Source organism: Alcaligenes phenolicus (assembly GCF_032063905.1).
Classification (GTDB): domain Bacteria; phylum Pseudomonadota; class Gammaproteobacteria; order Burkholderiales; family Burkholderiaceae_B; genus Alcaligenes; species Alcaligenes phenolicus.
Map to the genome: position 1 here is coordinate 346,688 of NZ_DAMBOE010000004.1, position 12,856 is coordinate 359,543.

Here is a 12,856-nt window from a genome sequence, read left to right on the forward strand (position 1 = left end):
CAGGCGCAGACGAACTAGGCGCGAGCGGGTTTGCGCCGGGGTCTGGCGGCAGCGCGGGCGGCCAGCTTGTGCGCATAACGTCGCCGGCGGGAATCCATGGGGTCAAAGACCAGCTCGCGATAGACTTCTACCCGGTCCTGATCCCGCAAGAGTTGGTCCAGCTGGCAGCGCTGGCCGTAGACACCGACGTGCAGCCCGTCCAGTCCCTGTTCATCGTCCAGCGGCGGCAAGCTGCATTCACGCAGGCCTTCGGCAATGCCAGCTTTTAACAGGGCATCACGTACACAACTGCCCGCAGGCAAACGCAGGGCGGCTTTCCAGACCTGCGCCTGGGTAGCCACAATCACGCTGACGGATAATTCAGTCACCGTAGACCTCTTGGGCACGGCGGGTGAAGGAGTCGATAAAGCTGTTGGCAACGCGGTTAAAGATGGGACCGACCACCATTTCCAGCGCGCGGCTGGAGAACTCGTACTCCATGGTGAACACGATCTTGCAACCGTCTTCGCCCAAAGGAGTAAACTGCCAATCCCCCGTCAATGCCGAGAATGGCCCTTTGACCAGGCGCAAGACAATTCGATTGGGATAATCGTGTTCGTTACGTGTGGTGAAGGTTTGGCGAATACCCGCAATGCTGATGGTAACCGAGGCTTCCATCCCCTTTTCGTCGCGCTGGTTGACACTGGCGCCACCGCACCACGGCATGAATTCAGGGTATTTTTCCACCTCTGCAACCAGGTCAAACATCTGTTCGCAGCTATAAGGAAGGAGGACGGAGCGTTTTACTGTATGCATCAGGTCTGGTTAATAGATAGAATGTTCTGATTTTACAATCTATGGTTGGCAATTAATTCATGAGTATTGTTGATAATCGCAAGGCTACCCACGAATATTTTATCGAAGAGCGCTTTGAGGCCGGTCTGGTCCTGGAGGGTTGGGAGGTCAAGGCGATCCGAGCTGGGCATGTTCAGCTCAAAGAAAGCTATGTCATCGTACGCGAGGGCGAGCTGTTTATTTTAGGGATGCACGTCAGCGCTTTGCCGACAGCGTCCACCCATATCCGGCCCGATGCCACTCGTACCCGTAAACTGCTGCTCAAAGCCGAGGAAATCAGCAAGCTGATCGGCAAGGTTGAACAACGTGGTTACGCCCTGGTTCCCCTGAACCTCCACTACAAGAAAGGTCGTATCAAGCTGGACTTCGGTCTGGGACGCGGTAAAAAACTGCACGATAAACGTGATGTTTCCCGCGACAAAGACTGGAAGCGCGAACAAGAACGCTTGATGAAACACGACACCCGCCGTAAGACGAATGAATAAAACGGGCTAAAAAGCCCGTTTTGTTCCAAATCTCAATGTAATTTAACACGAGGGGCGGCCCGTTTGCTGAGCAAGCGGCCCAAAGCCAAGGTTGCCGTTCGCGCAACCCCCAAAATCGCCATGTGGTGCATCAGGTGCAGGCTCATGTACATGATGCGAGCCAGCAAACCTTCCACAAACCAGCTCTTGCCGGACAAGACCCCCATCAGGCTCCCTACCCCACGGCTGTGGCCCACGGAAACCAGCGAGCCGTAATCCTTATAGACAAAGGGTGCTTCATCCACAGGCTTGCCCTGGATACGAGCGGCCAGACGTTTGCGCAAGTAACTGGCTTGCTGGTGCGCGACCTGGGCACGTGCAGGCAGGAACTGACCTTCCTTGTCCCAGGGCACTTGTGCGCAGTCGCCCAAGGCCCAGATATACGGGTCGGGCGTGGAAAGACAGGAATCGAGCACCAGCTGATTGATGCGGTTGACGGGCAAACCCAACTGGCCCAAAAAGGCAGGCGCTTCAATCCCCGCCGCCCAAACGCACAAATCATTGGGATATTGGCCTCCGTTCACATCCTCGATATGATCCGCCGCCAGACGGCTGACCCGCACCGAGGTCCGTACCGCTACGCCACGCTGCTCCAGCAGGCTTTGAGCGGTAGCGGACAGCTTGGGCGGCAAGGCAGACAGAATGCGATCGGCGCCTTCCAGCAAGGTAATGCGCACTTCGCGGTCCGAACTGCTGCCCGGAATGCTGTAGATGCTTAAATCAGCACGGGCTTCCAGCAACTCGGCGGCCAATTCCACCCCGGTTGCCCCGCCCCCGACAATATTGATGTACAGCGGCGCACCTGGTTCGCGCTGGGCGCGGCGTGTCACACTGATCAATTCATTGAGCAGCTTCAAACGGAAACGCTCGGCCTGATGGGTCGAGTCCAAGGCCAGCGCGTGTTCATGGGTGCCAGGCGTATTGAAGAAATTGGATTTGCTACCGACGGCCATCACCAGGGTGCCATAGGACAGGCTGCGTTCCGGGAACACTTCTTCATGATCGGGCCCCAGGACAGGAGCCAGCGTAATGCTGCGCTGCTCGCGGTCTATACCGGTCATTTCACCTTGGATAAAGGTGAAGCCACAGTCACGCGCCAGCATGAAATACGACAGCCCTTCGCGGTGAATATCCAAGGTGCCGGCGGCAACCTCGTGCAAAGACGGTTTCCAGATATGGTCACTATCCTTGTCGACCAGAAAGATATGCTGACGCCCGAACTGACGTCCTAATTTGGCAGCCAGCTCCAGGCCACCTGCCCCGCCCCCCACGATCACCACTTGATACGACTGCGTAGTAGACATCCAGAACTCCTTGGGATTTGTCTTGAGCAAAGAGAGTATCAGAACCGCCGCCTTATACTTTAAATCAAAACAGATAAGGACTATAGCGGTCTGTAGACGCCGCCAGGCGCGTTCAGAAGCGCCGCCCTGCGCTACCACCTGAATGTGTGGCTCTTTTGCGCTTTGATAGGCCTTAGATCAAAGACTGGCGCAAACAAATAGGTCCAGCAGCAGTGCATGTCGTAAAATCAAGGGGGTTGGTCTTGCTTGCCCTTAACGATCGAAATAGAGCGGCAGCACAGCAGCTATTGATACGGTATGATGCTGACTTTGTCCTATTCACTTATTTTTTGCCTGCCATTATGCACGACGATGTTCCCCGAAAATCCCAACGCGCGACTCGAAAAGGGCGCGAACGCCGCGACAAAATTCTGGAAGTAGCTTCCGAGGTTTTTCGCGAGAATGGTTTTGAGGCCACATCCATGTCCCAAATCGCTGCCTTGGCAGGCGGCTCCAAGGGCACACTCTACAACTACTTCCCCTCCAAAGAAGACCTCTTGCTGGCCGTCCTGCTAACAGGCGCCCAGGAATTTACCGAACAGGTCTTGACCAAGCTGGACTGCGAAGGCGATATTCGCGAAGAACTGAAGCGCTTTTTGCTACCCATGCTGCGTAATCTTTACTCCAAGCAAACTGCCCAGTTGTTGCGTATCGTTGTCTCTGTAGGTGGCCACAGCGATATCGGCAAGCGCTTCATGGAGATGCTGGATGATCAGATCTGGGACGGCGTGCAGTGCTTTTTTGCCCGCCACATCGAACGCGGCACCTTGCGCAAGCTGGACCCGGCATTGATGGTGGAACACTTCCGCTGCCTGAGCGAAGGCGAAATCGTTCTCCTGCTGATGGGCGCCATGGAGCCCTGGAGCGAAGAACACATTCAAAGCGAAACCGAACATATTCTGGATATGTTCTTGCACGTTTATCAAAACGACACAGCAAACTAAGGCTGTATCAATCGACTGCAACCGCTGATTGCCATCTCCCTACGGTTCCCGGCTTTATGCTCTACAGCTGACAGCGAACCCTTCAAGACAATCTGAATCCATGCCGCCCGATCCAGGGCGGTGACGGCGACTCCCTTTTCCCCATCACTACCTTTCACCAGCGCCCTGCCCCTGATCGGTGCCGGTCGTCAAGATCGAACCTGTACTTCTCCCTGCCCTACACCACAAGCACTCGGCGATACCTGTACAAGCTCGCACACCAACTCCAGCCTGCCAATACGGCAACATAGACACACTCTTAGGCTAAAAGAAGCAAAAAACGAAATCGCCCAAGCACGGGCAAAGAGCGATAACAGAAGCGCAGGCAAAAGATACGCCCCCAAAACGACAACACCCCGACATGGAAGCTCCATGTCGGGGTGTTGAGTCTTGACTGGCTTGACCAGCGTACTAGCAGAGACGTTTCCCTGGCAGTGGCTTAGGTCTTAGTCCTTAGGCCTTGGCCAGACGCTGCCAGGTGTCCACAACCGTGTCGGGGTTCAGCGACAGCGAAATAATGCCTTCTTCGCTCAGCCACTTGGCCAGATCAGGGTGGTCGCTGGGGCCTTGGCCACAAATACCGACGTATTTGTTTTGTGCCAGACATGCCTTGATGGCACGGCTCAGCATGAACTTCACCGCTTCGTCGCGCTCGTCGAAGTCAGCAGCCAACAGTTCCATACCGGAGTCACGATCCAGACCCAGGGTCAGCTGAGTCATGTCGTTGGAGCCGATGGAGAAGCCGTCAAAGTACTGCAGGAACTTCTCGGCCAGAATGGCGTTGGAAGGCACTTCGCACATCATGATCAGGCGCAGGCCGTTTTCACCACGAGCCAGACCGTGGGAAGCCAGCAGCTCAACCACACGCTCTGCCTGACCCAGGGTACGCACGAATGGCACCATGATTTCGACGTTGGTCAGACCCATTTCGTCGCGCACTTTCTTCAGGGCTTCGCATTCCATCTTGAAGCATTCTGCGAAGTCTTCGGACAGGTAGCGAGCCACACCGCGGAAGCCCAGCATTGGGTTCTCTTCCTCGGGCTCGTAGCGCGAACCACCCACCAGCTTGCGGTATTCGTTGGACTTGAAGTCCGACAAACGCACAATGACGGGCTTGGGGTAGAAGGAAGCGGCCAGAGTCGCAATACCTTCAGCCAGTTTTTCCACGAAGAAAGCACGTGGGCTGGCGTAGCCACGAGCCGCCGATTCCACCGCCTTTTTCAGGTCGCTATCCACATTGGGGTAGTCCAGAACGGCTTTGGGGTGAATCGCGATGTTGTTGTTGATGATGAATTCCAGACGAGCCAGACCCACACCATCGTTCGGGATTTGCGAGAAGTCGAAAGCCAGTTGTGGGTTACCCACGTTCATCATGACTTTCAGGCCGATCTCGGGCATTTGGCCCCAGCTGACTTCTTCGATCTCGGTTTCCAGCAGACCGTCGTAAATACGGCCTTCGTCGCCTTCAGCACACGATACCGTCACTTCCTGGCCTTCTTTCAGCACGTCTGTGGCGTTGTTGCAACCGACCACGGCAGGGATGCCCAGCTCGCGAGCAATAATCGCCGCGTGGCAGGTACGGCCGCCACGGTTGGTGACAATAGCCGAAGCCAGCTTCATGATGGGTTCCCAGTTTGGGTCCGTCATGTCGGTCACCAGCACGTCGCCGGGTTTGACCAGATCCATCTCGGAGGCATCCGCCACGATACGGACTTTACCCGAACCAATCTTCTGGCCAATGGCGCGGCCTGTGACCAGCACGTCGCCGGTGGCTTTCAGGCGGTAACGCTCTTGCACATCGTTGCTGCCTTGCTGGGACTTAACCGTCTCAGGACGGGCTTGCAGGATGTAGATCTTGCCGTCGATACCATCACGACCCCACTCGATGTCCATGGGACGCTGGTAGTGTTTTTCAATGATGGTGGCGTAGCGAGCCAGCTCGATCACTTCTTCGTCGCTCAGGGAGTAACGATTGCGCTCGGACACGGGCACGTCCACGGTACGTACAGCGTGATCGGTGGTACGACCTTCGTCAAATTCCATCTTGATCAGCTTGGAGCCGATACGGCGGCTGATGATGGGGTAGTGACCGGAAGCCAGCGTTGGCTTGTACACGTAGAACTCGTCCGGATTGACCGAACCTTGCACCACGGTTTCGCCCAGGCCGTAGGAGGAGGTCAGGAAAACCACGTCCTTGAAGCCCGATTCCGTGTCCAGGGTGAACATCACGCCGGCGCTGCCCTTGTCGGAGCGCACCATACGCTGGATACCAGCGGACAGAGCCACTTCAGCGTGGGCGTAGCCCTTGTGCACGCGGTAGGAAATAGCGCGGTCGTTGTACAGGGAAGCAAACACGTGGTGAATCTTGCTCAGCACCTCGTCAATGCCCACCACGTTCAGGTAGGTTTCTTGCTGACCGGCAAAGGAAGCGTCAGGCAAGTCTTCGGCGGTTGCGGAAGAACGCACGGCAAAGGAACCTTTGCCATCGGCGTCCAGCTCAGCAAACGCGTCACGTACGGCTTGTTCAAACTCGGCCGGGAACGGAGTGTCGATGATCCACTGACGGATTTCGGCACCGGCAGCAGCCAGTTCACGTACGTCGTCGGCGTCCAGCGCGTCCAGACGCTGCTGAATGCGCTTGTCCAGATCCTTGTTTTTCAGGAAAACGCGGAATGCTTCGGCTGTTGTGGCAAAGCCACCTGGCACACGCACACCGGCGTCCGCCAGCTGGCTGATCATTTCACCCAGCGAAGCGTTTTTACCGCCCACTGTGTCGACGTCCGTCATGCGGAGCTTGTCGAAACCAATTACGTAAGACATAAGTCACCTTGAATAGAAAAAAAAGCGTGTTTGCTTAAGGCAGTGATCCCAGCGGCGCTGTCTGTGTGATCTGTCCTAAGCAAACCTGCCTTTCCATCCCCCGATTCGAGCGGTAAATGGTAATCTTGCAAATTGTACCGTTTCCCGAGCATTGTGCACGACTTATTCCATGTCTTCTTCTCCTATTGAGCGTACCGTCTTTGTCGTTTCCGACAGCACGGGCATTACCGCCGAAACTTTCAGCAACTCCGTCCTGTCGCAATTCGCTCAATTCGAATTTCAGGCCATCCGGATCCCCTTCATCGATACCATCGAGAAAGCCCAGTCTGTTGCTGATCGCATCAACCAATGCGCCCAGGAACAGGGCCAGCAGCCTCTGGTCTTCAGCACCCTGGTTGACCCCAAGATGGCGCACATCATTGGCGCGGCCAACTGCACCTTCCTGGACCTGTTTGGTGCCTTTGTACGACACATTGAACGCGCCCTGGGGGTGAAATCCAGCCGTTCCGTGGGCCGTTCGCACTCCGGTGGCATGTCCAAGCGCTACAACAACCGCATCGAGGCCATCAACTTCAGCCTGGCGCACGACGATGGTCAGTACGTGAACGGTCTGGAACAAGCCGACGTGATCCTGGTGGGTGTCTCCCGCTGCGGAAAAACGCCTACCAGCTTGTACTTGGCAATGCAGTATGCCGTCAAGGCCGCCAACTACCCCATCATTCCCGAAGACTTCCAGCGCGGCACCCTGCCCGCCACGCTGGCTCCTTACCGGAAAAAGATTTTTGGCCTGTCCATTCATCCGGATCGCCTGTCCGAAGTGCGTAATGAACGCCGTCCGGGTAGCAAATACGCCACCATCGAACAGTGCCGCATGGAAGTGGCCGAAGCCGAACGCCTGATGCGTATGGAAGGCATCCCCTGGTTGTCCACCACCACCAAGTCGATCGAGGAAATCTCCACCAAGATTCTGGATGATGTCGGTTTGGACCGCCGCTCCTACTAAGGATTGAACTCCTGGTCCAAGCGCTCCCCTTCGGGCGTATTCGGACAGCCTCAACATCAAGGCCTGAACCCGGTGTGATACCTGGCTCAGGCCTTTTTGTTTGCTGCGGGTACGGTATCAGGTCTGCTGCGCATCCGCTTGCGCCTCTACGGGTGTCGGTTTGCCTATACCGGCTTGCATCCACTGTTCTTGCCCCCTCTTAGTCCAGCTTGCCCACCCAAACCTGCGGGTGCTGATCGGCCCAAGGCAAGGCTTGCTCCAGTTGCCCAGCCAGCCCGAACAAAAGGCACTCCTGACCGTAGCCGGCTGTAAACATCATGCCTATGGGTAAAGAGGTGGCCACATCCTGCCCAGCAGGCACGGACATGGAGGGCGAACCACTGATATTGGCCAAAGCAGCAAAAGGCGCTTGCCGGAAGACGTGGGCAATCCAGCCCAGGCCATCCACCTGATCCTGTACCTTGTTGTACTCGCCCACCTTCATGGGCAGCGTAGGCACGGTGGGTGTCATCAGCACATCGTACTTCTGGAAATACGCCCCCAGATTCCGTGTGACTGTATTACGCACGGCAATCGCCCCCAGAATATCAATCCCGCTAATTTTCTTGCCATAGGCGTAGGCCGCCAGCGTGGCCTGTTCCAGATACTCCTCGTTCACCGGGCGTCCTGTCGCCGCGGCAATGCTGTCTATCCATGCAGCCGTATTCACGTTCCAGAACTGGGCATTGGCGTGCACAAAAGCCTCCCAACTGACGCCGGAATCAAACACCAGGGGCTCCACCTGATGGCCCAAGGACTCCAACACCGAGGCCATATCAATCGCCTTGGCCGCTATGGCAGATTGGGTTTTATCGCCGCTGGGCGGGTCCATCATCAAGCCGATACGCAAGGAGCCCGGATTCTTCTTGACGGCCGATAAAAAGCTCTGCGGGGGCGCTGCGGTGTAATAGGGCTCGCCGATACCGGGACGACTAATCGCATCCAGCAAGGCCGCACTGTCTCGCACACTGCGGCTGACACCCAGGTGGGCGAGCAGACCACTCCACACTTCATCTTGCTGAGGACCGCTGGAGACACGCCCCCGAGTGGGCTTCAAACCAAACAGACCGTTCACTGCTGCAGGGACACGAATAGAACCGCCGCCGTCGGTTGCATGCGCCACTGGCACCATCCCTGCCGCCACTGCAGCGGCCGAACCTCCTGTAGAGCCGCCAGCATTAAAAGCCGGGTTCCAGGGGTTCAGCGTAGGGCCTACGCAGCGCGCTTCCGTCGTGGTACTGATGGCGAACTCCGAGGTGGTCGTGCGCCCCAGCGTGACCAGTCCCGCCTCCTTGTAGAGGCTCATCAGGGTGCTGTCCGCATCCATCACCATGTCTTGCGCCAGCTTGCTGCCCAGCTCGTAGCGCTTGCCCTTCATGGTGATCGCCAAATCTTTAATCAAAAACGGGACGCCGTAGAGTACGGAGTCCCGGTCGGCATGGGGATCAACTTCCCCGTCCCAGCTCTCTACAACCGCATTGATTTTACGGTTCAAGGTGTCTACGGCTTTTTTGCCCACTTGGCCTAATTCTTGAACACTGATTTGTTTCTTGGCGACCAGCTCAGCCAGAGCCAGGGCATCATAGGTCGCGTATTCGCTAAGTTTCATTGTTGACCTCATCTGAAAAAGATTAGGAATCCAGCCGGATACAACGATGCAGCGATAAAGGGAGGGAAAGACGACTCTGCCTGAGCCGCTAGCAGACAAGCGCCTACTGCGCCAGGCACTCCGTGCTAGCGTACCGATAAGCAGGTGCCTTACTAGATGATTTACTTGATTTTACAAGTAGAGACAAGTGCTAGATCAAGACAGAATTAGCGCATACAGGCTAACTCTGCTTGATGCTGTGCAATAAAGCCGCTGGAACTAGCGGCTATGCTGACGACGTTGCTCGTACAGGCACAGCGCGGTGGCAATGGCCACGTTCAAGGACTCAACACCGGGCGCCTGGGGAATGAACAAGCGTTGATTCGCCTTGGCCAGCAAGGCCGGGCTGACACCCTGCCCTTCATTGCCAAAAACCCAAATCCCTTGGTCTGGCAGGCTGGATTCGTACAGGTCCTGGGTATCCGGGCCCAGAGAGGTCACCAGCACCGGCAAGGCCGCTTGTTCAAGCAATGCTACGCCATCGACCTGCTCATGGATTTGAATGGAGAAATGAGCACCCTGCGCACTACGCAGCACCTTCTGCGACCACACGCTGGCACAGCCCGGTGTCAGATACACCGCTTCCAGACCCACCGCCACAGCGGTGCGCAGTACCGTTCCTACATTGCCCGGATCTTGCACCTGATCCAGCAAGATGGCGCGTTTCGTGGGAGCCGTCCAGGTCTGTCCACGAGGCACACGGACAATAAAGCCTATGCCCTGCCCCTGGCCGACCTGGGAGACTGCATTCATCAAAGTGGCATTGAAGGTGACGCTGCTATGGCCTGGCAAGAAACGCGCCAGCTCCAGCAACTCGTCGGAGTGGCGGTCCATCTCGAAAACAGCCAATTCCGGCAAGCCACGGCGCTCCAGCCACATTTGGCACAAATGAATGCCTTCCAACCAAATCAGCTGATCGCCCCCATCCAGCTCGCGCTTATCGTGAGCCAAGCGCTGTACTCGTTTGAATAGCGCATTATCTTTGGATTCAATCAGCCTCATTGTCTTCAACTTACCTAACTAAAGATGCGCGTACCGGCGCGAAACTTCGACGATGCTCGGGACAAGGCCCGTGCTGGGACAAACGATCCAAATGCAAGGCCGTCCCGTAGCCTTTATGCTGGTCGAAACCGTATTCGGGATAGTTTCGGTGCAGCTCCAGGCAGACCGCATCCCGCGCTGTTTTGGCCAAAATCGATGCAGCCGCAATGGCGGCATGGCTGGCGTCACCCTTGATGATGGCTTCTGCGGGACAACACAGACCGCCTGGAATGCGATTGCCATCCACCAAAGCTTGTTCGGGTTTGACGCTCAGACCATTACAGGCTCGTTGCATCGCCAACATGGCCGCGTGCAAGATATTGATGTCATCAATTTCTGCCACACTAGCACTGGCAATCTCCCAGGCCAAGGCTCTTTCCTTGATCAACACAGCCAGGGCTTCACGTCGCTTGGCGGTCAGCTTCTTGGAGTCGTTCAGGCCTTCAATAGGATTGTTCGGGTCCAGAATAACGGCAGCGGCAAAAACGGGACCAGCCAAGGGACCACGCCCTGCTTCGTCCAGCCCCGCCACCAAACCTGCCGAGACATCACTAACTAATAAATCCAGCTGCTTCATGCACGCGCCATATTCAAAATGACCTCGGCCGCCAAGGCGGGGGTATCCCGACGCAAGGTCAAATGCATCTCGGTAAAGACCTGCTCGATATGGGCCACATAATCCTGATCGCTCAAGGCTTTCCAGCACTCCTGCGCCAGCTTCCTGGGCTCGGCATCTTCTTGCAGCAGTTCGGGCACGACAAAATCGCGAGCCAGCACATTAGGCAAGCCTACCCAAGGCACATACGGTCTGTCCTGGCCGGACTTCCAACGTATGATGCGCTCCATCATGGGGCTGAGCACATACGAAATAACCATAGGACGCTTGTACAAGGCCGTTTCCAGGCTGGCGGTACCACTGGCCACCAGCACCGCGTCACTGGCCTCCATCACCGTCCAGGCGGGTGGACGGACCACGCCTTCCGAATCCGGCTGACGAATACCCGCTGTGTTGGCATCAATAATGTGCAAGTTACGGATAGGATGCTGAACAAGAGCCTCTTCAAATTCCTGACGGCGCTTGGGATTGACCATGGGCACCAGAATCATCAGATCCGGGTCCTGGTCCTGCAGTATCTGTACGGCCTGCAAGAAGCGCGGCGACAGCATCTTGACCTCGGAGGAGCGGCTGCCAGGCAACACGCCCAGAATACGGCCGGTCTCGGGCAAACCCAGGCGACGACGAGCGTCGGCCTTGTCCGGCTGCAAAGGGATATTCGCTGCCAAGGGATGGCCCACATAGGTCACCGGAATGCCTTCCTTTTCGTAGATCTCGGTCTCGAAAGGAAACAGCACCAGCATATGGGAAACCGCTTCGCGGATTTTGTGGATACGCTCGTAACGCCAGGCCCAGATCGAGGGCCCCACAAAGTGCACCGTAGGCACACCAGCCTGACGCAAACGATGCTCCAGGCGCAAATTGAAGTCCGGGGCATCAATACCCACAAACACATCGGGACGCTGCCGCAACCATTGATTGCGCATGCCCAAATAGGTGGAGACCAGACCCGGAATACGTTTGAGCGCCTCGACGTAACCAAATACCGTCAAGGCGTCCATGGGATAGTATTGGTGAAATTGCTGGGCGGCCATCTCGGGGCCACCTATGCCTTCTACCTGCACGCCAGGACTGCCCTGGCGCAGCCCTTGAATGATGCGAGCTGCCAGCAAGTCGCCAGACGGCTCCCCGGCCACCATTCCTATACGCAGATCCCGCTTGGCCCCTGTTTGCCCCGACCCGTCTGAACGTGCCGCTAATGGGCTGGAGGCGCTGCTCATGGTCGGCAAATACCCCGGCTGGAGTCATTCAAGAAGTCGATCATGACCTGAACCGCTGCACGGCAGTCAGGCTGCGTTTCCTGCAAGGCTTGCATTTGCTCTACCGCCTGCTCCACCGTCAGCTTGCGACGATACAGCAGCTTGTAGCTTTCCTTCACCGCCGAAATCGCTTCAGCCGAGAAGTTGCGACGGCCCAGGCCTTCACTATTCACACCGACAGGGCGGAAAGGATCACCTGCGCCGATCACGTAAGGAGGAATATCCTGACGCACCGAGCTGGTACCACCAATCATGCTGTGCGCACCGATACGACCGAACTGGTGCACGGCAGTCAAACCGCCCAGAATGGCCCAATCACCAATATGTACGTGGCCGCCCAGCTGGACGCTGTTGGCGATAATCGTGTGATTGCCGATCTGGCAATCATGAGCAATGTGGGTGTAGGCCATGATCCAGTTGTCATTGCCCACACGGGTCACGCCCACATCCTGCACCGTACCGGTATTGATGGTGACGTACTCACGAACCATATTGCCATCGCCGATTTCCAGGCGAGTCGGTTCACCAGCGTACTTCTTGTCCTGCGGCATGCCGCCGATAGAGCAGAAACGGTAGAAATGGTTGTTGCGACCAATCGTGGTCACGCCATCTATCACGCAGTGAGGGCCCACTTTGGTGCCCGCCCCTATCGTGACATTGGGCCCGATAATACTGTAAGGCCCGACCTCGACATCATCTGCAAGCTGAGCGCCTGCTTCGATGATGGCCGTTTCATGAATACGCAT

The 12,856-nt window shown here is 56.6% G+C and carries 12 protein-coding genes; 3 read left to right on the top strand and 9 right to left on the bottom strand.

The features are described from left to right. Positions 1-14 precede the first annotated feature (14 nt). Together U2949_RS11245 and U2949_RS11250 are read right to left on the bottom strand one after the other, a co-directional pair. Positions 15-368 (bottom strand): RnfH family protein, encoded by a 354-nt coding sequence (locus tag U2949_RS11245; RefSeq protein WP_321287768.1) that lies wholly within the window; start codon positions 366-368, stop codon positions 15-17. Further along, positions 361-795 carry a type II toxin-antitoxin system RatA family toxin gene (locus tag U2949_RS11250; RefSeq protein WP_009454121.1) on the bottom strand — a complete coding sequence of 145 codons (435 nt, stop codon included), beginning with the start codon at positions 793-795 and terminating at the stop codon, positions 361-363. The genes U2949_RS11245 and U2949_RS11250 overlap by 8 nt, the downstream gene beginning before the upstream one ends. Before the next feature lie 59 nt (positions 796-854). Here U2949_RS11250 and smpB point away from each other — a divergent pair, with 59 nt between their 5' ends. Beyond that, positions 855-1,319, top strand: a complete 465-nt coding sequence (smpB, locus tag U2949_RS11255) for an SsrA-binding protein SmpB (RefSeq protein ID WP_003799781.1) — start codon at positions 855-857, stop codon at positions 1,317-1,319. Between the two features lie 32 nt (positions 1,320-1,351). On the opposite strand, the gene U2949_RS11260 is transcribed toward smpB, so the two are convergent. Beyond that, the gene (locus U2949_RS11260; protein WP_321287771.1) at positions 1,352-2,662 is read right to left on the bottom strand and encodes an NAD(P)/FAD-dependent oxidoreductase; all 1,311 of its coding nucleotides are present in this window, start codon (positions 2,660-2,662) and stop codon (positions 1,352-1,354) included. A 341-nt stretch (positions 2,663-3,003) separates the two neighbouring features. Here U2949_RS11260 and U2949_RS11265 point away from each other — a divergent pair, with 341 nt between their 5' ends. Then, positions 3,004-3,645 (top strand): TetR/AcrR family transcriptional regulator, encoded by a 642-nt coding sequence (locus tag U2949_RS11265; protein WP_266140666.1) that lies wholly within the window; start codon positions 3,004-3,006, stop codon positions 3,643-3,645. 492 nt (positions 3,646-4,137) lie between these two features. On the opposite strand, the gene ppsA is transcribed toward U2949_RS11265, so the two are convergent. After that, positions 4,138-6,504: a phosphoenolpyruvate synthase gene (gene ppsA / locus U2949_RS11270; protein WP_021446560.1), complete on the bottom strand. Its 2,367-nt coding sequence runs from the start codon at positions 6,502-6,504 to the stop codon at positions 4,138-4,140. A gap of 169 nt (positions 6,505-6,673) precedes the next feature. Here ppsA and ppsR point away from each other — a divergent pair, with 169 nt between their 5' ends. Then, positions 6,674-7,507 carry a posphoenolpyruvate synthetase regulatory kinase/phosphorylase PpsR gene (gene ppsR / locus U2949_RS11275; protein WP_009454124.1) on the top strand — a complete coding sequence of 278 codons (834 nt, stop codon included), beginning with the start codon at positions 6,674-6,676 and terminating at the stop codon, positions 7,505-7,507. 199 nt (positions 7,508-7,706) lie between these two features. Here ppsR and U2949_RS11280 read toward each other — a convergent pair whose 3' ends face one another. The 5 genes from U2949_RS11280 to lpxA form a co-directional block, all read right to left on the bottom strand. Then, complete coding sequence (locus tag U2949_RS11280) at positions 7,707-9,155, bottom strand: amidase (protein WP_321287774.1); 1,449 nt, start codon at positions 9,153-9,155, stop codon at positions 7,707-7,709. 258 nt (positions 9,156-9,413) lie between these two features. After that, the gene (locus U2949_RS11285) at positions 9,414-10,196 is read right to left on the bottom strand and encodes a TrmH family RNA methyltransferase (protein WP_009454126.1); all 783 of its coding nucleotides are present in this window, start codon (positions 10,194-10,196) and stop codon (positions 9,414-9,416) included. A 10-nt stretch (positions 10,197-10,206) separates the two neighbouring features. Next, on the bottom strand, positions 10,207-10,812 hold the full coding sequence (gene rnhB, locus U2949_RS11290; protein ID WP_026483281.1) for a ribonuclease HII: 606 nt from the start codon (positions 10,810-10,812) through the stop codon (positions 10,207-10,209). Next, positions 10,809-11,990 (bottom strand): lipid-A-disaccharide synthase, encoded by a 1,182-nt coding sequence (lpxB, locus tag U2949_RS11295; RefSeq protein WP_321287818.1) that lies wholly within the window; start codon positions 11,988-11,990, stop codon positions 10,809-10,811. Before lpxB ends, rnhB begins: the two co-directional genes overlap by 4 nt. Before the next feature lie 77 nt (positions 11,991-12,067). Further along, the gene (gene lpxA / locus U2949_RS11300; RefSeq protein ID WP_021446558.1) at positions 12,068-12,856 is read right to left on the bottom strand and encodes an acyl-ACP--UDP-N-acetylglucosamine O-acyltransferase; all 789 of its coding nucleotides are present in this window, start codon (positions 12,854-12,856) and stop codon (positions 12,068-12,070) included.

What these genes read in the sequence shown, in the direction of transcription:
- U2949_RS11260 (WP_321287771.1), bottom strand. Translation starts at nt 2,662, where the DNA reads ATGTCTACTACGCAGTCGTATCAAGTGGTGATCGTGGGGGGCGGGGCA.
- U2949_RS11285 (WP_009454126.1), bottom strand. Translation starts at nt 10,196, where the DNA reads ATGAGGCTGATTGAATCCAAAGATAATGCGCTATTCAAACGAGTACAG.
- U2949_RS11250 (WP_009454121.1), bottom strand. Translation starts at nt 795, where the DNA reads ATGCATACAGTAAAACGCTCCGTCCTCCTTCCTTATAGCTGCGAACAG.
- rnhB (WP_026483281.1), bottom strand. Translation starts at nt 10,812, where the DNA reads ATGAAGCAGCTGGATTTATTAGTTAGTGATGTCTCGGCAGGTTTGGTG.
- smpB (WP_003799781.1), top strand. Translation starts at nt 855, where the DNA reads ATGAGTATTGTTGATAATCGCAAGGCTACCCACGAATATTTTATCGAA.
- lpxB (WP_321287818.1), bottom strand. Translation starts at nt 11,990, where the DNA reads ATGGTGGCCGGGGAGCCGTCTGGCGACTTGCTGGCAGCTCGCATCATT.
- ppsA (WP_021446560.1), bottom strand. Translation starts at nt 6,504, where the DNA reads ATGTCTTACGTAATTGGTTTCGACAAGCTCCGCATGACGGACGTCGAC.
- ppsR (WP_009454124.1), top strand. Translation starts at nt 6,674, where the DNA reads ATGTCTTCTTCTCCTATTGAGCGTACCGTCTTTGTCGTTTCCGACAGC.
- U2949_RS11265 (WP_266140666.1), top strand. Translation starts at nt 3,004, where the DNA reads ATGCACGACGATGTTCCCCGAAAATCCCAACGCGCGACTCGAAAAGGG.
- lpxA (WP_021446558.1), bottom strand. Translation starts at nt 12,856, where the DNA reads ATGCGTATTCATGAAACGGCCATCATCGAAGCAGGCGCTCAGCTTGCA.
- U2949_RS11280 (WP_321287774.1), bottom strand. Translation starts at nt 9,155, where the DNA reads ATGAAACTTAGCGAATACGCGACCTATGATGCCCTGGCTCTGGCTGAG.